This is a genomic window from Paenibacillus sp. FSL R5-0490, from assembly GCF_001956215.1.
In the GTDB taxonomy this organism is placed as follows: Bacteria; Bacillota; Bacilli; order Bacillales; family Cytobacillaceae; genus Cytobacillus.
The window spans coordinates 116,303-135,962 of the sequence record NZ_MRTQ01000007.1 but is presented as its reverse complement, the minus strand read 5'-3'; the positions used below and the strand labels follow the sequence as shown (position 1 = coordinate 135,962).

22 protein-coding genes are annotated in these 19,660 nt (G+C 45.1%); 16 read left to right on the top strand and 6 right to left on the bottom strand.

Annotated elements, in window-relative coordinates; all coding sequences use genetic code 11:
- Nucleotides 1-73 precede the first annotated feature (73 nt).
- Nucleotides 74-274, top strand: a complete 201-nt coding sequence (locus BK139_RS07570; RefSeq protein WP_009335135.1) for a cold-shock protein — start codon at nt 74-76, stop codon at nt 272-274.
- A 95-nt stretch (nt 275-369) separates the two neighbouring features.
- Here the strand turns inward: BK139_RS07570 and BK139_RS07565 are convergent, their stop codons facing one another.
- The gene (locus tag BK139_RS07565; RefSeq protein ID WP_076257741.1) at nt 370-1,197 is read right to left on the bottom strand and encodes a MerR family transcriptional regulator; all 828 of its coding nucleotides are present in this window, start codon (nt 1,195-1,197) and stop codon (nt 370-372) included.
- Between the two features lie 99 nt (nt 1,198-1,296).
- Here BK139_RS07565 and norA point away from each other — a divergent pair, with 99 nt between their 5' ends.
- A complete protein-coding gene (gene norA / locus BK139_RS07560; RefSeq protein WP_076257740.1) occupies nt 1,297-2,481 on the top strand; it encodes a multidrug efflux MFS transporter NorA in 1,185 nt (394 codons plus the stop codon).
- Between the two features lie 38 nt (nt 2,482-2,519).
- On the opposite strand, the gene BK139_RS23880 is transcribed toward norA, so the two are convergent.
- Nucleotides 2,520-2,669, bottom strand: coding sequence for a hypothetical protein (locus tag BK139_RS23880; RefSeq protein WP_175609073.1), 150 nt, complete (start codon nt 2,667-2,669; stop codon nt 2,520-2,522).
- 339 nt (nt 2,670-3,008) lie between these two features.
- On the opposite strand from BK139_RS23880, the gene BK139_RS07555 reads away from it, so the two are divergent.
- From BK139_RS07555 to BK139_RS07530, 6 genes are all read left to right on the top strand, one after another.
- Nucleotides 3,009-3,761, top strand: a complete 753-nt coding sequence (locus BK139_RS07555) for a GNAT family N-acetyltransferase (protein ID WP_076257810.1) — start codon at nt 3,009-3,011, stop codon at nt 3,759-3,761.
- A 56-nt stretch (nt 3,762-3,817) separates the two neighbouring features.
- Nucleotides 3,818-4,195, top strand: coding sequence for a VOC family protein (locus BK139_RS07550; RefSeq protein WP_076257739.1), 378 nt, complete (start codon nt 3,818-3,820; stop codon nt 4,193-4,195).
- A gap of 180 nt (nt 4,196-4,375) precedes the next feature.
- Nucleotides 4,376-4,816 carry a GreA/GreB family elongation factor gene (locus BK139_RS07545; protein WP_076257738.1) on the top strand — a complete coding sequence of 147 codons (441 nt, stop codon included), beginning with the start codon at nt 4,376-4,378 and terminating at the stop codon, nt 4,814-4,816.
- Nucleotides 4,817-4,987: 171 nt separating this feature from the next.
- Complete coding sequence (locus BK139_RS07540) at nt 4,988-6,109, top strand: NADH-dependent flavin oxidoreductase (protein WP_076257737.1); 1,122 nt, start codon at nt 4,988-4,990, stop codon at nt 6,107-6,109.
- A gap of 194 nt (nt 6,110-6,303) precedes the next feature.
- Nucleotides 6,304-6,771, top strand: coding sequence for an NUDIX hydrolase (locus tag BK139_RS07535; RefSeq protein ID WP_076257736.1), 468 nt, complete (start codon nt 6,304-6,306; stop codon nt 6,769-6,771).
- A 325-nt stretch (nt 6,772-7,096) separates the two neighbouring features.
- Entirely contained in the window at nt 7,097-7,888 is a 792-nt protein-coding gene (locus tag BK139_RS07530; RefSeq protein ID WP_076257809.1) for a phosphotransferase, read from the top strand.
- A 115-nt stretch (nt 7,889-8,003) separates the two neighbouring features.
- On the opposite strand, the gene BK139_RS07525 is transcribed toward BK139_RS07530, so the two are convergent.
- The gene (locus tag BK139_RS07525) at nt 8,004-8,621 is read right to left on the bottom strand and encodes a TetR/AcrR family transcriptional regulator (protein WP_076257735.1); all 618 of its coding nucleotides are present in this window, start codon (nt 8,619-8,621) and stop codon (nt 8,004-8,006) included.
- A gap of 114 nt (nt 8,622-8,735) precedes the next feature.
- Between BK139_RS07525 and kynU the strand changes: the two genes are divergently transcribed.
- The 6 genes from kynU to BK139_RS07495 all read left to right on the top strand — a co-directional run bounded on the left by kynU (nt 8,736) and on the right by BK139_RS07495 (nt 14,841).
- Nucleotides 8,736-10,004: a kynureninase gene (gene kynU / locus BK139_RS07520; protein ID WP_076257734.1), complete on the top strand. Its 1,269-nt coding sequence runs from the start codon at nt 8,736-8,738 to the stop codon at nt 10,002-10,004.
- A complete protein-coding gene (gene kynB, locus BK139_RS07515; RefSeq protein ID WP_076257733.1) occupies nt 10,001-10,630 on the top strand; it encodes an arylformamidase in 630 nt (209 codons plus the stop codon). Before kynU ends, kynB begins: the two co-directional genes overlap by 4 nt.
- Nucleotides 10,631-10,702: 72 nt before the next feature.
- A complete protein-coding gene (kynA, locus tag BK139_RS07510; protein WP_175609072.1) occupies nt 10,703-11,557 on the top strand; it encodes a tryptophan 2,3-dioxygenase in 855 nt (284 codons plus the stop codon).
- 247 nt (nt 11,558-11,804) lie between these two features.
- Nucleotides 11,805-13,148 (top strand): sodium-dependent transporter, encoded by a 1,344-nt coding sequence (locus tag BK139_RS07505; protein WP_076257732.1) that lies wholly within the window; start codon nt 11,805-11,807, stop codon nt 13,146-13,148.
- A gap of 198 nt (nt 13,149-13,346) precedes the next feature.
- Nucleotides 13,347-14,186: an STAS domain-containing protein gene (locus BK139_RS07500; protein WP_076257807.1), complete on the top strand. Its 840-nt coding sequence runs from the start codon at nt 13,347-13,349 to the stop codon at nt 14,184-14,186.
- 67 nt (nt 14,187-14,253) lie between these two features.
- Entirely contained in the window at nt 14,254-14,841 is a 588-nt protein-coding gene (locus BK139_RS07495) for a class I SAM-dependent methyltransferase (protein ID WP_076257731.1), read from the top strand.
- Between the two features lie 37 nt (nt 14,842-14,878).
- Here the strand turns inward: BK139_RS07495 and BK139_RS07490 are convergent, their stop codons facing one another.
- Complete coding sequence (locus BK139_RS07490) at nt 14,879-15,112, bottom strand: DUF378 domain-containing protein (RefSeq protein WP_076257730.1); 234 nt, start codon at nt 15,110-15,112, stop codon at nt 14,879-14,881.
- A gap of 282 nt (nt 15,113-15,394) precedes the next feature.
- Complete coding sequence (htpX, locus tag BK139_RS07485) at nt 15,395-16,276, bottom strand: protease HtpX (protein ID WP_076257729.1); 882 nt, start codon at nt 16,274-16,276, stop codon at nt 15,395-15,397.
- Between the two features lie 178 nt (nt 16,277-16,454).
- On the opposite strand from htpX, the gene BK139_RS07480 reads away from it, so the two are divergent.
- Nucleotides 16,455-17,186, top strand: coding sequence for a DUF1836 domain-containing protein (locus BK139_RS07480; protein WP_076257728.1), 732 nt, complete (start codon nt 16,455-16,457; stop codon nt 17,184-17,186).
- Between the two features lie 172 nt (nt 17,187-17,358).
- Entirely contained in the window at nt 17,359-18,666 is a 1,308-nt protein-coding gene (locus BK139_RS07475; RefSeq protein ID WP_076257727.1) for a uracil/xanthine transporter, read from the top strand.
- Nucleotides 18,667-18,693: 27 nt separating this feature from the next.
- Here the strand turns inward: BK139_RS07475 and BK139_RS07470 are convergent, their stop codons facing one another.
- Nucleotides 18,694-19,572 (bottom strand): aminoglycoside 6-adenylyltransferase, encoded by an 879-nt coding sequence (locus tag BK139_RS07470; RefSeq protein ID WP_076257726.1) that lies wholly within the window; start codon nt 19,570-19,572, stop codon nt 18,694-18,696.
- Nucleotides 19,573-19,660 lie beyond the last annotated feature (88 nt).

Sequence of the window (19,660 nt, the reverse complement as noted above, 5' to 3'; positions counted from 1 at the left end):
TTTACGTCTTGATGATCACTGAGAGCAAGGATAGTAACACAATGTGTGGTTTACACACAAGGAGGCAACAAAAATGGAAAACGGTAAAGTAAAATGGTTTAACAGTGAAAAAGGATTCGGATTCATCGAGCGTGAAGGTGGAGAAGACGTATTCGTTCATTTCTCAGCTATCCAAGGCGAAGGCTACAAATCTCTAGAAGAAGGTCAAGAAGTGACTTTCGACGTTGAGCAAGGCCAGCGTGGAGCTCAAGCAGCTAACGTTCGCAAAGCTTAATTTTAAACCAACTCAGAGCAGGCCCTTTATGGGCCTGTTTTTTTGTGAACTTATGAGACCCCGCTCACTGATGAGCAGGGCAAATGTTTAGTATCCTACACCCGGTCCACCTCCATCATAATTTTCGTAACATAATGCTCCTTATCATTCCGGACAACAGTATCATAAATGTACTCTTCAAATACATGCTCTCCCAAGGTTAAACCAAGCCGGTCCATCTCTGAAAACATCAGCTTATACGTATCGCCGATCGTTTTTTCGCTCCCAACATGATAGCCGATGAGGAAATCCCCTTTAACGGCCCGGAAATAGGGATGGCCTTCCTTTGGATTGGGCTGCTCGATATACAAATAGCTGTAATTGGCGTATTCCCCCTTCAGCACCTGCTCACGCTTCGTTATGGACCCGATCGGATAGCCTGAATCAATCTGCGAGATCTGCAATTCATTAATAAAATCCGAGATGACCTCTAAAAATCCTTCGTCCGATATATTTTGAATGTTTCTGCTTAAATAAAGGATTGCTTCCGGCAAACGCTGAAGTGTAATCCGGTTAAAATTAAGGTGGGAGGCTTCTTCCATTATGGCTATTTTGGCTTCAATCATTTTCTCCTTCATTTCGATTTCCTGACGCTTCTTTACAATCTCTTCTTTTTTCCTGTACATGATGGATAAAAAGCTTTCGGGCGATTTATTTTGCATGTACTGCTGTATATCGTTTAGCGACATGCCAAGATCCTTCAATAAATCAATCACAAAAAACAACTCTAATTGATGAATGGAATAATAGCGGTATCCTTTTTCATTTTTCATAACCGGGGACAAAATCCCAATCTGATCGTAATAAAAAATGGTCTGCTTGTTAACTTTGCAAAGCTTTGCGAATTCACCTGTCGTTAGATATTTGCCGTCTTTTTTACTCATTTTTTACATCACTGCCCTTGACTATATAGTTACTATATACACTAGGATAGATCGTATATATAAATCAAGTTTGACTGTTTTGTAAGGAGCCTGATATAGATGAAAACACAAAAAATCACATTAGGATTATTATTGACGAATTTATTCATTGCCTTTCTGGGAATCGGCCTGGTCATTCCTGTCCTGCCAACGCTGATGAATGATTTGGGCATAACGGGCACAACGATCGGCTATTTGACAGCCGCATTTGCATTGGCCCAGCTGATTGTTTCCCCGTTTGCAGGGAGGGCAGCCGATAAATGGGGCAGGAAAATCATGATTGTCACCGGCCTGTTTATTTTCGGCCTATCAGAATTCTTATTCGGGATCGGCAAAGAAATCGAGGTTCTGTTCTTTTCTCGCATCTTAGGCGGAATTAGTGCGGCCTTTATTATGCCGGCCGTTACAGCGTTTATTGCGGATATTACCACGACTGAAACCCGCCCGAAGGCACTCGGGTATATGTCAGCGGCCATCAGCACCGGATTTATCATCGGCCCAGGCATCGGTGGATTTTTAGCAGAGTTCGGAACGCGGATGCCATTTTTCTTTGCAGGGGGACTTGGTGCACTTGCAGCGGTGCTTTCCCTAATTTTATTAACAGAGCCTGAGCGCAATGAGGAATATAATGAAGGAGCCGAAGCAGGAAAGAGCGGCTTCAGGCGTGTAATGGAGCCAAAGTATCTCCTTGCCTTTATTCTGATTTTTATTGCCTCATTCGGGCTTGCCGCTTTTGAATCCTTCTTTAGTTTATTTGTGGATCACAAGTTTGCGTTCAAACCATCGGATATTGCTATTGTTATAACGGGCGGAGCCATTTTTGGCGCAGTATCGCAAATCCTGCTATTTGACCGCCTTACCCGCATCTGGGGCGAAATCAAACTGATCCGCTACAGCTTACTATTATCCGGCCTGCTTGTGTTTTTAATGACCGTTGTTCATTCCTATTTTGCGATCCTGCTTGTAACCTTCATTGTTTTTGTGGGATTTGATTTATTCCGTCCGGCTATCACTTCCTATCTTTCCAATATCGCCGGCAATGAACAGGGCTTTGTGGGCGGAATGAATTCGATGTTTACAAGCCTCGCGAATATCAGCGGACCTATTATAGGAGGGATGCTGTTTGATATCGATATTAACTACCCTTACTATTTCGCAGCTATCGTCACCGCATTGGGGATCGGTCTAACCCTGATGTGGAAAAAGCCTGCAGAAAAGGCATCCAAAGTGGTGAAGGCAATCTAAAAAGAGTGAATTAACGTCTAATTCACTCTTGCCCGTCATTATTGTTTAGCTTCATTTTCCGGGTAGGGCTGACCGTACCCTTCCACATGCCCGGCACGTTCTTTTTCATATTCTGATCCTGAACCCTGCCGGTTGACTGCTGCGGAATTTGTTTTCTGTTTCTCTGATTTATTGTTCTGACGCGTCAAATCCTTCACCTCCCATACACAATTAGAGTGCTTAAAATTTGGAAAAGTATTCATAGCGGGCCCGCTCTCCCTGTTCGGACAGTACAAAGGGAAATCGGTGTGTGTCCGAAGCCAAACTAAAAGAGGGAAAGCAGTGGGAAGAGTCTGAACATGGATCAACTTCGGACACAAGAAGCGCGAATACAAGAGAACAACCAGTCTAAATCTAACGTTCCTGCAAAAACAGGAGCGTTTTTTCTTGCAGAAAGAGCAGATAGTCTGAATTTGAAAAGGAAAAATAATACAAAAGGGAGAAGTAATAGGATAGAAAAGGGAGTGGTTGTATTGGCAGATGTACGAATGGCTGAGTGCGATGCCGAAATCTTGGAAGGGGCGGGGAGCTTTTGTCTTAGAAGCAAAAAGAATTCGCTGGGGTACATAAATAAAAATAAATGGCTGAACGACCGGTTCGAGGAAGGACTAAAGTATGTACAGCTTTTCGAAGGGGATAAACAGGCAGGCTTTATTGAATACACGGACGCTGCGTTTTCTTCAAGAGTTGTTCATGCGGATAACTATCTGGTCATTCATTGCCTGTGGGTAAGTGAGACAGGAAAAGGGTACGGCTCCAGACTGATCCGCAAATGTCTAGAAGATGCGCAAATTAATGCGAAGCAGGGTGTGCTGGTGGTGACAAATCCAGATACCTCGTGGACACCCGGCAAAGAGATTTTTCTCAAGAATGGGTTTCGATTGGCGGATACAGCACCTTATCAGTTTGAGCTGCTTGTTTATCAATTTGATCCCGGCAGACTGCTGCCGCTCTTTCCTGACAACTGGGATGAAAGAATAAATAAATTCCACGGCCTGACCATCCTGCGTTCTTTTCAGTGCCCTTACGTTGACATTGCAGCAGAAAATATCATTGAAGCAGCCGATAAATTAGGCATCCCTGTTAGTATCATTAATTTTAAAAACAGAAAAGAATTAATGGACTTATCACCGACTCCTTATGGTGTCTATTCAGTTGTCTTTAAGGGGAAACTCGTCTCCTTCCATCGGTTGACGGTTCACTCGGCCATGAAGCGGCTGAAGGAATTAATGCAGCACTAATAATAAGCATGAGTATTGATGGTAAATATCATTCAAATTTAAAAGGAGAGATTCTAATGAGCAAACCGCTGCTAAAAGGCGTGGAAGGAATTTTTATACCGGTAAAAAACCCTGAGCATTCAGCAGGCTGGTATGAAGAAATACTGGGATTTCAGCTGATTTACATGGAAAAAGAGGCAGCTGTCATGCGGATTGGGGAACAGGCGCAAACTGTCGTCTGCCTTGTCAGAACCAGTCCTCATCAGCCGATGAAGTTTCCGGAAAATCAGTTTGGCGTGGGGAAATATTATAACTTCATTCCGGAAGATATTGAAGAAACTCATAAGCTTTTACTTGAGAAAGGTGTAAACGTGAATCCAATTGGCGGAGAAGGGACTACGAAATTTTTTACATTCTTTGATCCTGATGGGAATCCGCTCGGGGTTTGCCAATGATCGCATAAGTTAGCTGGCTTTTCAGGTATCTATATGCTATGTTGTAAATATATAGTAGACCTTTCTTTTTCAAATGGGAAAGGTCTGCTTTTTATATATTCAAAAAGGATGGTGCATGGAAAATGACAGAAAAATTGATGTTTTGCAGGGTGTTTGATCCGAGCAGGGGGGTTATCTATTATGAACCATAGTCTTGAAGCTCTCACTGAAAAAGAATTCTTTATTAAACAGCTGACGTATATTGATGAAAATCATCAGGACTTGAATGGCCTTTACCTTTCTTCCACTCCGCTGAAGGAGAGAAGAAGGGATTTTCTCAGTATTTATGTAAGGGAAGTAGAGCAATACCTTGCTCTTTGTAATCAGGCGCCGGCGGAACAGCCTTTGCGGAAAGTATTGATTGGTACAAAGGTAACCGTATTGTTTGACGGGGAGGATGATCGGGAAGTTTATCATATTTGCCTCCCGGAAGAGTCAGACCCTGATAATGGCTGTATTTCGTTCCTGTCTCCGGTTGGCAGACAGCTTCTGTTGAAAAATTTGGGAGAGAAAACGTCACTCATGATCCCAAGCGGCCAACTGGATGTGATCATCGAGAATATATCCTGGGACCAGGAATAAGTCTTTAGCAGAGGGACAAGGGACCTGTCCCTCTGTTCCTTTGGGAACGCTGCGATTCAAATAATTGACTGCCTTAACTGTAACTTATAGTATTACAGTAAGTTTGATGCCAGTTTATTTTGTGTAAACATTAAACAAACTAGGTGTGAACGAAAAAAAGGAGTGACTTATATGAATCCAAGCTATAAACCACTAGTAGAATCATTGGAGTTAAAAAATAAGGTCGAAATAAAAAACAGGGTGGTCCTGGCGCCGATGACGAATTTCGCTTCCCATCCGGATGGAACCGTGTCAGATGCCGAGATCGATTATTATGTACGCCGCTCCAAAGGGGCCGGAATGGTGATTACGGCCTGTACAAATGTGACAGCCAACGGAAAAGGATTCCATGGTGAATTCGGCGGCGATCATGACGGGATGATTCCAAGTCTTTCAAGGCTGGCATCAAGCATTAAAGAGCAGGGTGCCAAAGCCATTTTGCAGATTTTCCATGGCGGGAGAGAATGTCCGCCAGAGCTCGTTCCAAATGGCGAAACAGTCAGTGCCAGTACGGTTGCATCTGAAGGAAGCAGCAATACGCCAAGAGCACTGACGGAAAAAGAAGTGGAGGAAATCATTGCCGCTTTCGGCGAGACTACCCGCCGGGCCATCGAGGCAGGCTATGATGGCGTTGAAATCCATGGCGCCAATGGCTACTTAATTCAGCAGTTCTTTTCTCCGCATTCAAATCGCCGTGAGGACCGATTCGGAGGCAGCCTTGAGAAACGCATGACGTTTCCTCTTGCTGTGGTAGATGCAGTCCAAAAAGCGGTAAAAGAGCATGCAAAGGAGCCATTCATTGTAGGATACCGTTTTTCTCCGGAAGAACCGACCGATCCAGGAATCACCATGGACGATACTCTTCAACTGGTGGATGTCCTGTCAGATAAAGGGCTGGACTACCTTCATGTCTCCCTGATGGACTTCTGGTCCAAACCGAGACGCGGGGCTGATGAAGCTAAGCCGAGAATACAGCATCTATTAGAAAAAATCAATAATCGCCTTCCGCTTATCGGAGTAGGGGCGATCCATACTCCTGATGAAGCTGTGAAAGCACTGGAAACAGGAGTGGCCATGGTCGCCCTTGGCCGCGAGCTGATTATGGAGCCGGATTGGGTGCTGAAGGTACAGGAAGGAAAAGAATCTGAAATTGCCGTCACATTATCTAAAAAGGACCAGGAAAAACTGGTTATCCCGGATCCGCTCTGGCAGGCAATTGTGAACACTCCGGGGTGGTTTCCGGTTGTGGATTAAGTAATTCGCATTTCGCGAGAGAAACAAAAGAGGGACTGCCATTTGCATATGGCAGTCCTTTTTGTGATAATGCTGCGGACCGCAGGGATTTTGCAGATGAAAAAAGGTATCCAGCACAAATTTCAAGAATATGTAAGGTGGGAGAAGGCGACAGGTTTATTGGCCTGTCATTGGAACAGAGGGGGCTAAGGAAAGTGGAATACTATAAATATCTCAGACAGTATGTAGGGCATAGACCCATTATTCTGCCGGGTTCAGTGGTCATTATTTTAAATGAGCGAAATGAAGTGTTATTGCAAAAAAGGCATGATGGCTGCTGGGGGCTGCCAGGCGGGCTGATGGATTTGGGGGAAAGCTTTGAAGAAACAGCAAAAAGAGAAGTCTTTGAAGAGACAGGATTGGCAGTGGAAAACCTGAAGCTGCTGAATGTATTTTCCGGTTCCGAGTACTACTTGAAAGTTCAAAATGGTGACGAACTTTATTCTGCAACAGCCCTATATTTTACGAAAAAAGTAAGTGGAGAGCTGAAGGCAGATTATAACGAGTCGTTAGAATTGCAGTATTTTGGGCTGTGTAACTTGCCGGATGGATTAACAGGTGAATACAGGGGTTTTATTGAGGAATATATTGATTATGAGAAAAGGATATCAGAATCGACCTGAAATAATTGAATAATCATAAAAGCAGATACCATTAGATTCCATTCTATGGTAAAGTCTATTCAAGAGATGTAAAGAAAGGGGAATCTATTTTACACATGTGGAATAACTTGAAATGATTCATTAATTGGATAGAGACAGGCGGCGGTCCTTGATTTGTAAGGGTGCGTTTATTTGTCTATCTGAAATCATTCAAGGGATACATGGTGTGGACAATTAAATTCCCATTGCCAAGCAGATGCCTTTCGCAGCTCTGCTTTTATTTTTGGGTAAAAATACATCTCTATTGACACAGCTGCTGGGTCCCTATATTATTGGGGGAATTTTAATGAAGAATCAAAACGAAGAGCTGCTGACAGGAGGGAATGTCTCTCGTGTCTATCGTTCCGGAGATACTGTCCGGCGTGAACTGAAGCCGGACAGTCCCAGAATTCACCGTTTATTAAAGCATTTGGAAAGCAAAGGTTTCAACTTTGCGCCAAAGTTTCTAGGAATGGATGACAAAGGCAGAGAAATTTTATCCTATATTGAAGGGGAAGCGGGCAATTACCCTTTAAAAGAATACATGTGGTCCAATGATGTTTTAAAACAAATAGCGAAGATGCTCCGGCACTATCATGATGCGGTGAGTGATTTTCCTATACCGAGTGAATGGAAGCCATTAGACAATACTCCAGATAACCAGGAGGTTGTCTGTCACAATGATTTTGCCATTTACAACATTATTTTTAATCACGAAAAGCCGGCAGGCATTATCGATTTTGACCTTGCGGCTCCCGGACCAAGACTATGGGACATAGCGTATGCTCTTTATACCTGCGTTCCATTAAGCAGGCATTATCATACCGAAACAGGCGAAGCCGTTCATTATAATCCACCTCTTGATGCCAGCCGCATAAGACAAAGAGTTAAGTTGTTTTTTGAATCCTACGGTATGGCGGAAATGGAAGAAGACTATGTGGAGATGGTATTGCTCCGGTTAGAAGGATTATGTCAGTACATGAAAAGAAAAGCCGGTGAGGGTGACGCTGCCTTTCAAAAAATGCTGGATGAAGGCCATTATGAACACTATCAAAAAGATATTGAATTCATTCGTCAGCACGGGAAAGAGTGGATCTAAGAAGCGGGACACGAAGCCTGTCCCTTCCGAAACGTTCGGAAGTAGTTTTGAAATTGAAAAAAGGTGTCTTTCCTAAGGGAGAGGCACCTTTTTTGCGTTGTCATTAATCCTCGCTTTATTCGTACAATCCGCCTGTATACATCCTCGTCAAGTTCACAATCACATCATCCATCTGATACTTCTCCTTGTTCATCACCAGCTCCCACATGAACATTTCATTCGAATAGAACCAGCCTCTCGCGGTGAGGGCCGGGTTAAGGTTCTCTTTGGCAAGCTTTTGTGACTGAGCGTAGCGGATGTCGACTGAAATCCGTTCGATGAAGCGTTCACGGATTCCGTACCATTTTTCCTCTATCTCAGGTGAGACGCCGATTGCCTCTTTTACGACCTTCATCATGTCCCGCTCATCCAAAGCCAACTGCAGGAACAGCCTCACCTGCTTTTTAATATTTTCATAGGCCTCTTCTTTGGCCTGCGGCTTAAAGGGCATCTCTGCCACTTCGTAAAACTGGTTCATAAGATCTTCCATTAATGTAATGAAAAGCTCGTCTTTATTTTTAAAATAGACGTATGCCGTACCATAGCCTGTTTTTGCTTTTTTGATCACTTGGGAGATGGTCGCTTTTTGAAATCCGTTTTCGAGAAAAACTTCTTTACCGGCCTGGAGAAGCTTTTGGCGTGTTTTCAGGGCCTGCTGCTGCCTCGCCGGCAATTGATCTATGGAATTATTCATCTATTTCATTCCCTTGTTTATTTTCTAATATTACTGACATTATATCATTGACATAGTGTCAATCAAACAATATAATTTTCGTAAATAATAAATATTCTGAAAGGTTGGAAATCTATGGATATAACAAAAGAGTATGCAGTCAGACTTGATGAACAAAATGACCTGTCCTGCCGGGAAGAGTTTTATATAAAAGAAGATGGAATTTATCTGGATGGCAATTCACTTGGCCTGCTTTCAAAACGTGCGGAGAAATCACTCCTTGACCTGCTGGATTCCTGGAAGAACCATGCCATTGACGGGTGGACAGAAGGGGATAATCCCTGGTTTTATCTATCTGAAAAACTGGGTAAAGAGCTTGCGCCAATCGTAGGGGCAAATCCGGAGGAAGTAGTTGTAAGCGGTTCCACAACCGTTAACCTTCACCAGCTAGTCTCCACTTTTTACAAGCCGGAAGGAAAAAGAACAAAGATACTGGCAGACGAGCTTAATTTTCCAAGTGATATTTATGCGCTGCAAAGCCAGGTGAAGCTGAAGGGCTATGATCCTGATGAGCATCTTGTCCGGGTGAAAAGTGCGGATGGACATACATTGAGAGAAGAAGACATTGTCGCGGCCATGACGGATGAAATCGCGCTGATTGTCCTGCCGGGTGTTTTATATCGAAGTGGCCAGGTGCTGGATATGGAGTATTTGACTGCTGAGGCTCATAAGCGCGGGATTGAAATTGGCTTTGATCTATGCCACTCGGTTGGATCTGTCCCCCATTCCCTGAGTGATTGGGATGTCGATTTCGCGTTCTGGTGCAACTATAAGCATCTGAATGGCGGTCCTGGTTCAACTGGCGGGCTGTTTGTGAACAAGCGCCACTTTGGACAGGTTCCGGGACTGGCAGGCTGGTTCAGCTCCCGCAAGGATAAGCAGTTTGATATGGAACATGTGCTGACTGCGGCTGAGGATGCAGGCGCCTACCAGATCGGTACGCCGAATATTTTCAGCATGGCGCCGATTATTGGCTCACTAAGCATGTTTAATGAAGTAGGCATGGAACGAATCCGTGAAAAATCTCTTCAGCTGACAGGCTATATGATCGAACTGATTCAGCAAGAGCTTGAAGGACATGGCCTTGTCCTGCGCAATCCGCTTGATGAAAAGAAGCGGGGCGGCCATATTTATCTGGAGCACCCGGAAGCAGCAAGGATCTGCAAGGCGCTGAAGGCAGAGGGAGTCATCCCGGATTTCCGGGCGCCGAATGGAATCCGACTGGCGCCGGTTGCGCTATACAACACGTTTGAAGATGTGTGGAAAACCGTGCAAATTCTAAAAGGCATCATGGAAGAGGAAAAATATAAGCAATTCGAAAATAAGCGGGGAGTTGTAGCATGACGAAAAAAGGGTGGATCGATATATCTCAGCCGCTCACAAACGGCATTGCCCATTGGCCGGGTGATACCCCTTTCAGCTATGAAACAGCTTTTACAAAAGAACAAACTGGCTCTGTCAATATCGGCCGGATTACGACCAGCCTGCATACGGGCACCCATGTCGATGCGCCGTTCCATTTTAATGATGAAGGCGAAAAAATCCTGGATCTGGACATTGAGCTGTATGTCGGACCAGCGAGGGTGATCGATGTATCTGGGTATGAAAAGGTGGACTCGGAGGTTCTGAAAAAGTTTGATCTCGAAGGCGCAGAACGTGTGCTGCTTAGGACCTCGGTTCCGAATGATTCGGAAGTGTTTCCGAATCGGATTCCTGAATTGACGGAGGATTTGGCAGACCACCTTGGCAGCAAAGGGGTGCGCCTGCTCGGAGTGGATGTGCCATCTGTCGATCAGCTCGACAGCAAAGAGATGGAAACGCATCATGCCTTATATCGGAATGGCATTCATATACTGGAAAACATCATGCTGGATGAGGTAGAAGAAGGAAATTATGAACTAATTGCCTTGCCGCTCCCGATCAAAGACGGAGACGGCAGCCCGGTGCGGGCGGTTATTCGCCCGATTTAGCCGACAGCATAACAGGTATCAATTTGTCCCGGAACTGGCTAATCAAATAACTAATTTCAAGGAGGAACCAACATGATCAACGAAAAACATCAGGACGTAAACGCAACAACCTCTGAAAAGAGCATCCATACAGACTTTACCAATAACATGACATACGGTGAATACCTTCAGCTTGATAAAATTCTATCCGCGCAAAACAGGCTTTCGGGCCATCATGATGAGATGCTGTTCATCGTCATCCACCAGGTGAGCGAGCTGTGGATGAAGCTGATTCTTCACGAAATGGGCGCAGCCATCCATTCAATTGAAAACAATGATTTATCCACAGCACAGAAAAGATTGTCGCGCGTTTCAAAGACGCAGTCGCAGATTATTCAGGCATGGGATGTACTGTCTACCATGACGCCGTCCGAATATATGGAGTTCCGCGATTCCCTTGGCCAGGCATCTGGCTTTCAATCCTACCAGTATCGTATGGTAGAATTTGCGTTAGGCTACAAAACCGAGCATGTCTTGAAAATCTATCAAAAAGATCCCGAGCTGCATGCGAGATTAACAGAAGCATTTGAAAGACCGGGCCTCTACGATGTAGCGATCCGCGCGCTTCATAAAGCCGGATTGCCAATTGATGAAGACATTCTGAACAGAGATGTAACCAGAACCTACAAAGAAAATGATTCTGTCCGCGACGCCTGGATGACTGTGTATAAAAATCCTGAAAAGTACTGGGAGTTATACGAGCTTGCGGAAAAACTTGTGGATATCGAAGACTGGCTCCAGCAGTGGCGCTTCCGCCATATGAAAACGGTCGAACGAATCATCGGCTTCAAAATGGGCACAGGCGGTTCATCCGGTGTCGGCTATCTGAAAAAAGTCCTGGACCAGCGCTTCTTCCCTGAACTTTGGGATATCCGTACAGAGCTGTAATCTCACGGGTAACTTCGTACACAACCAGCGAAAAAACGGTTGATAGAGTCAGAACCTGGTACAACTTCAGACACAGCCAGCGAAAAAACCGTTGGTAGAGTCAGAACTTGGTTTAACTTCGGACACAACCAGCGAGAAAACCGCGGTCAGAGTCAGAACCTGGTCCAAGTTCAGACACGACCAACGAAAAAACCGCAGTCAGAGTCCGAACCACCTATATAAATAGAAACTAAACAGGGGGGAAACTATGAGTACAAATCGAGAGCAATGGTCATCTAAATTCGGCTTTATCATGTCCTCGGCCGGTGCGGCGATTGGCCTGGGGGCCATCTGGAAGTTCCCATATGTAGCCGGTACAAGCGGCGGGGGCGCCTTTTTGCTGATGTTTATCGCATTTACAATTCTGGTGGGGCTGCCGATGCTCATTTCAGAATTTATTATCGGGCGGGGCGCACAGAAGGAAGCGGTGTCTGCCTATTATAAACTGGCGCCAAACAGCAAGTGGACGATTACCGGGAAGCTTGGGGTGATCGGCTGCTTCCTGCTGCTGAGCTTTTACTCAGTTGTTGGGGGCTGGGTACTGATTTACACAGTTCTGTCGATCGGCGGCCAAATCATCAAGCCGGGTGCAGCCTATCCGGAACTATTTGGCATGATCACTTCGACGCCAAGCTGGACACTAATGGGGCTGGCTGTGTTTCTTCTTATTAATATTGTCGTCATTACATTCGGAATTCAAAACGGGATTGAAGCTGCAAGTAAATACATGATGCCGCTATTATTCATCTTTTTTATCGTGCTTGTCATACGCGCTTTGACGCTGGATGGAGCAATGGAAGGGGTCAAGTTCTTCCTGAACCCGGACTTCAGTAAAATCACAGGCGAATCGGCACTCTATGCATTGGGACAATCATTCTTTGCATTAGCAGTCGGCTTTTCTTGTATGGTCACGTATAGCTCATACCTGGATAAGAAAGTCAGCATTCCATCATCAGCTGGATCTGTTGTCATTATGAACATCATCATCTCGGTCCTGGCTGGATTGGCGATTTTCCCGGTTGTCTTTGCATTCGGATTTGAACCGGCGGAAGGCCCGGGTCTGCTGTTCATGGTCCTGCCTGCTGTCTTTTCACAGATCCCATTAGGAGAAGTGTTCCTGGCGATCTTCCTGCTGCTTTTCTTATTTGCAACGCTGACATCATCGTTCAGCATGCTGGAAATCATCGTCTCCGCCTTCATCGAGAACGGAAAGCATTCACGGAAAAAAATCTCCTGGATCTCCGGCATAGTCATGTTTGCCGCCGGTATCCCTGCTGCGCTTTCATTCAGCCTGCTTGGAGACTTCACGATTTTCGGGAAAAATATTTTTGATTCAACCGACTACCTGGTCAGCAACATCCTGCTTCCGCTGGGCTGCCTGCTGATTGCCTTGTTTATTTCTTTTAGAATGGACAAAGGGCTTGTCAAAGAAGAGTTTCTGCTTGGCAGCGACATTTCGCCAGCCATGTACACCGCGTGGAGCATCCTGATGAAAGTAGTTGTTCCTGTTACGATTTTGGTTGTGTTCTTGAGCACATTAGGAGTTATTTAAAGAAGCGCCTATCCGGCGCTTTTTTACTTTTTTATGAAAAATTTAAATTTATGGTTTATGGGTAAAATAAAAAGGGTATTAACATTTAGGACTCTGCCATAAATAATAATGTGATCTTCACTATCAAATTCAATAGAAGGATTTTATTCGATTTAAACGAATTGTATAATATATAAGACAAGGGGGCGTATGTTTAAAATGGAAGCAACCTACAAAGAAACAAGCGATATTGCAGGATTTATTGTTGCGAATCGTGAAAACTTTCAGCACAAATTATTGTCAGAGGCTGTGAATGTAGCCTCTAAGATCAATGAAATTCTGCAAAGAGGGAATATTGATCTCTTAAAAAATGCCGAAAGATTGGCTTTATATGTTGCTGAAAATAGAGAAGATGAGCTGATTGCTTTTGCCAGGCAGGAAGGCGTGGCCTGGGCTGAGCATTCCCTGACGCTCTCTTTTAAACTGGAATGGGTGCAGGCGATCCGCCGGACTTTGTGGCACTTCCTGTTCCAGTATGACAGGATTAAAGGGCAGGACAAAGTGGCTGAAGATTTCTATGTTATGGAAAAAGAAGTCAATGATCATGTGGACCAATTTTTAAATAACTTCTTTATCAGCTACTCTGATTATAAAGATGAAATGCTTAAATCGCAGCGCAAACTGGTGGAGCATTTGTCCGTGCCGATTATTCCGGTCAGCACATCTGTCGCTGTACTGCCGCTGATTGGCATGATTGATTCATACCGGATTCAGACGATTGAAGAAAAAGTTCTCATGGATATCTCATCCATTAAAATCCAAACCTTAATCATGGACCTTTCCGGAATTGCCGACATGGAAGTTGATGTCATTGTCCACTTCAAAAAGATTTTGAGCGGAATACGAATGATGGGCTGTGATGCCGTCATTACCGGTCTGCGGGCAGAGCTTGTCCGCAAAATGATTCATGCTGGAGTTTCATTCCAAAAGCAGGCGGAAACAAAGGGAACTTTACAGCAGACCTTACGGGAATACTTAGTGATTGAACCTAAAAAATAGTACATATCTAACTGCCTGTTGCTGTCCTCATTGGATGGCAGCAGGCATTTTTTAAAAGGAGCCCGCTATGAAAGATTTTGATGAACGGCTGAATATCCATACACACGGCGACCAAAAAGGGTTCCATCATTCCTTACACTATCACCGCTATGAACCTACACCTTATGAGGGGCTGGAAAAACTGTTCAGTGAATACACGCTGAAAAGCAGTGACCGTCTCGTGGACTTCGGCTGCGGCAAGGGCCGGCTTCCGTTTTACATATACCATACCTTTCGGGCTTCCGCTGCAGGTGTGGAAATGAGTGAAGACTTTTACCGTGAGGCAATGAAAAATCTCCGGACTTACAAAGGGGAAAAAGCAGGAATCAGCTTTCATTGCATCCTGGCTCAGAAGTATGAAATCACTCCGCAGGACACTCATTTTTACTTTTTCAATCCATTTTCGGTGCAGATCTTTATGAAAGTTGTCAACAACATTCTCCGCTCAGCAGAAGAGAACCCGCGTGAAATGGATATTATTCTTTACTACCCTTCAGAAGATTATCTATTTTATCTGGAAAACAGCACCCCATTTGAGCTGATCAAAGAGGTGGTACTTATGGGTGATGAAAACGAGCGTTTTTTGGTCTATCGTTTCAATCAAACGTTTGATTGAAAAATCCCCCTTGCCTAAAGGCTGGAGGATTTTGATTTTATCGCACAGGCCTTGATTCTGGTTCTGTTTCATATTCACGATTTGGTTTAAAGAGGAGACCGAGATTGATCAAACCGGCGATTCCCACTAATCCATAGACTATTCTTGATAACACTGCATCCTGTCCTCCGAATAAGCTGGCAACTAAATCAAATTGGAAAAATCCAATTAATCCCCAATTAATGGCTCCTATAATCGTTAGTACAAGTGCAATACGCTGGAAACCGTTCATGTTCTTGTCCTCCTCAAAGTGAGTAATCATACAGCGTGCCAGCATCGGTACAAACCGTCACAGCCTTACTCCGATGCTTTTTCTGCTATATATTAGGGAGTTACCCTTTTATTGGGGGGGCAAACAACTTTTAGAGAGTTGGAGACCTAAATGAGGAAAAGACTCAGCGGGATACAGCCCTCCAGTTTGAGGAAAACATTCACAAAAATAAGGAAAAGCTATCCCGCAATAGGATAGCTTTGTTTTTTTCGCTATGGAAAATCTGTTTAAGGCGCTTTTTAATTACTTCGCACTCAATCGTCTAATTCGCTCATCCAAATCAGGATGGGTCGAAAACAAGGAAGCTTTGCTTCTGTTATTAATTTTCAAAGTGGAAATCGCCGTCTGCTCTTCACCCTTGATGCGGCTGGAGTAGGCTTTCAGCTTCTGCAGGGCATGTGTCATTTTGTCTTTGCCGGCCAGGTCAGCACCGCCCCGATCCGCATGGAACTCACGGTGGCGGGAGTAGGCGAAGACGACAAGACTTCCAAGGATAGAAAAGGCGATCTGGAACACGATTACTGCGATGAAATGCACAATTGGCGCCATTTCTTCTCTGACAAAACGGGATGCCACCCAGGCTGCGATTCGAGCAAGGAAGACAACGAATGTGTTGACAACCCCCTGAAGAAGGGTCATGGTGACCATGTCTCCGTTCGCAATATGTGCCACCTCATGGGCGATGACCCCTTCAATGGCATCGTCGTCCATTTCCTGCAGCAATCCAGTTGAAACTGCCACAAGCGAGCGTTTTTTCGAAGGACCTGTCGCAAAAGCGTTCACTTCAGGAGAGTGATAAATTCCGACTTCCGGCATATGTGTTAAGCCTGCCGCTCTTGAAAGGCGGTGAACTTTCTCCACGATGTCCCGTTCAGCTCCTGAAAGGGCACCGTTCGGATCCAGCACCTGGACATTCATCATTTTCTTAGCCATCCAGCGGGACATCCACAAAGAAATGAAGGAGCCGGAGAAGCCAATGACCGCACTGAATACCAGCAATGCCCCGAAATCAATGCCGCCCTGGGCATTAATGTAATTACCTCCGCCAATCAGCGAGAAAATTATGCTGATTGTCAAAAGAACAAGCACGTTCGTCAATAAAAAGTAAAAAATACGTTTACCCATTTCCTCACCCTTTTTTATCTATTTTGAGTTCATATGAACTTTTCATCTGACTATATAATATAATTTTTCTATGAAAATGGCAAGCCATAACCAGGGCGAAACGGAAATAGACATTGACTGTCACCATGGAAACGATTAGGATGAAAGCATTGAATAGAGAACGCAGGGGCTGATTACCTTGGAATTATTCCAGCTATCAAGGAAAAGCATGGCTGATTTCCTGCTGTCGCTGAAGGGAGAAGGGGAGCTTTCGCCCAAACAAATCCTTCAGCAGGCATGGGCAGCCGCTCATGAAAAAAGAGGAGTTTCAACGGAAGCTTTTCTCGATACGAAAATGCCGGCGATATTTGAAAAATTGCTGCGGGCAGACTTGCAGAACATCGGTTTTTCCATCAATGAAATTGTCGCACTGGGAAACCAGATTGAATTTACCCATTTATCTTCTACGGCGGTGCAGAATTGGGTGAAGCGGGATGTGAAGAACCTGATTGGCAGTCCGCAGCTCGGCAAAAAATATTCAGTCGACCAGGCTGCCATGCTTTTTATCGTGGAGGATCTGAAAGCGACGCTCGATTTCGATTCTATCCGAAAGATTCTGGCTCTCCTTTTTAATGATCTCGATGACCGGTCAGACGATTTGATTGAGCCGATCCCATTTTATTCTGCTTACGCGGCTATTTTTGAACAAGCCCATCATCATAATATATTAGGCGAAAACATGCATGATGGCATTGAGAGATGTATCAAGCAGGAAGCTTTGCAGACATTGGAGAGCTTTCAGGATTTTACGGAGCAGCAGAAAGACATCGTCTCGAATATTCTTGTAACGGCCTCCCTCACCGTATTATCGGCCTACTACAAGTCGCTGACCAAGAAATATGTAACGGCTACCTTGTTTTTAAATGGGTAAGTCCGGAAAGAAAGCCCGCAATGGATTTGCGGGCTTTTCCTATTCGCTGCCGCTTTCTCCCAATTTCCACTTTTTCTCAAGACAAACTCAAAGAAATTTATAGGAATTTATACTATAATAATAGCTAGTTTATTTTTAGAGAAACGAAATAATAGAAAGAAGTGTTGGCAACTTGGATAAACGGTTTGGTACCGTGACGATATTTTCTTCTGTTCAATGGCTATTTTTCATTTTTGCAAATACCGTGATGGTCCCGATTTCAGTAGGAACCGTCTTCGGTCTTCCGGGTGAAACAATTGCGATGATGCTGAGAGCCTCGCTTATTTTTACGGGGCTGGCGACCATTTTTCAAGGCTGGAAAGGGCATCGCTATCCTCTCATGGAAGGCCATTCCGGCTTGCTGTGGGGTGTCATCCTGAACCTTGGCCTATCCGCATCTTCCCTTGGCATGAGTTTTACAGAAATCGGAGGCGGAATTGCGACAGGGGTGATGCTCGCTTCGGGTGTCACGCTGATTCTCGCAGCATTCAACGGCATTTCACTGCTGAAGTCAATCTTCAGTCCGATGGTGATGTCCGTTTATTTGTTTCTATTAACCTTCCAGCTGATTTTCATCTTTTTTAAAGGCATGATGAAGGTCGGCGAGCAGGGCACCATTGATGTGCCGATTACGCTTTATTCCTTCGCCCTCGTCATTTTTGTGAGTTTATTAAAATTAAAAGGGAACGCCCTCATCAGTAATTTTTCTATTTTAATAGGATTGCTGGCAGGCTGGATTGGCTATGATCTCCTGTTTCCCGGCGAAGCAGTACAGGGAACGGCATCCGGAGGTGTGAGCTTTACACTCTTTCCGCTGGGACAGCCTAACCTGGAAATCGGAATTGTGGCAGTAGCCTTCTTTGCGTGTCTGATGAACCTGAGCAACACAGTCGCTTCGATCAGTTCCGGGGACCGCCTGTTTAAAAAGGAATCCGGGAAACGCGAGTACCGCGGGTCGATTTTTATCACCTCGGTCTTCACCGTGATTGGAAGCGGTTTTGGTCTTGTACCTTATACACCATTCACCTCATCGATCGGGTTCCTGCAGAGTACGCGCGTATTGATGAGAACACCCTTCTTCATTGGGGGAGCGCTATTAACTGTAATTGGCCTGGTCCCGCACTTGGGCTCATGGCTCGCGGGCATGCCGGTAACAGTCGGGAACGCCGTGCTGTTTGTCGCGTATCTGCAGCTGTTCGGGACTGCTTTCAACAGCTTAAGCGGAAAAGTGTTCAACTCAGACACCATCTTCCGTTTAGCCGCACCCGTCCTGATCGGCATCAGTCTGATGAATACACCGTCTGCCGTGTTCGCGGAATTTCCTGTACTGATTCAGCCATTCATCTCAAACGGGCTGCTGATGGGCGTTCTGATCTCCATTCTGTTGGAAAAAATGGTGAACTGGTCTGCGTTTGAACAGCTGGAATTAAAGAACAACTAGAAAATCCCCTGAGCCCAGGGGATTTTTTTAATAGATGGATTGGGCGTCTGCAGGCAGACTGCGGACATGCTTTATGAATCCGGCCACACGCTTATCATCTTCAAAGGGGTACTCAAAGCCAAGTTTCTCCGCGACCTCAACAGCTGTATTTCTGAAAAGGGAGCACATGGTAAAAAGGGCATCCCAGATGTGTTCAAATTCGGCGTCTGAGTATGTAGCCTGAAACTGTTCCCATTCCCCGGCAGAAAGATAATCGGGCAGATACTTGCCGGCTTTGCCTGCGCTCTTTGTAAAATCGGCTGCGATGCCGGCCTTCCATTCCAGCATGGTTATCAGCACATTGCGGTTGATCTGCTCATGCATAAACATTGCGTAAGTCAGCTCCCTGCGCCAAAGCCCTTTGCTGATATTCATCGTAATCCACCAAAACTCATTGCACAGATCAGCAAACTCCTTCGCATCCGGCTTCTTAATGTGATAATCCCGATCACTGGCTGGCGGCAGGGGCCCAATCAGCCCATCCTTATCAAGAAGCAGCACACTCAGGCTGTCAGGCTCCAGCAGCTCATCCATCCTTTCAGCCGGAATCAGCGTCAGATCGATCCTGTTCCCGTCCACAAACTGCATCAGATAGGGGAAGCGGCCATGCCCATCGGCAGGCGGCAGCACCTTCTCCTCCGGCAACTGCATCATCACCCGCTCGCCAAACACATCCACCCAGCTATGATCACAGGTGAAGGACTCCATTTCCCTCACGATGTACACAATATCATAATCCTGAAAGATATCTTTCTTTACATTAGGATTCGCACGGGATCCATTCAAAATTACCGCGCGGACGCGCTCATCACCCTTGGCAGCTGTTAAAATCAGATTCATCATCTCGGTTTCGGTTCTTGACTTCATGGGGCCTCCTGATTGTTTGGTTAAGTTACCTTTTTAGGGGCGGATTCCTGCTGGTGACTCTAAAAAATCAGGTGCTATCCTAAGCACC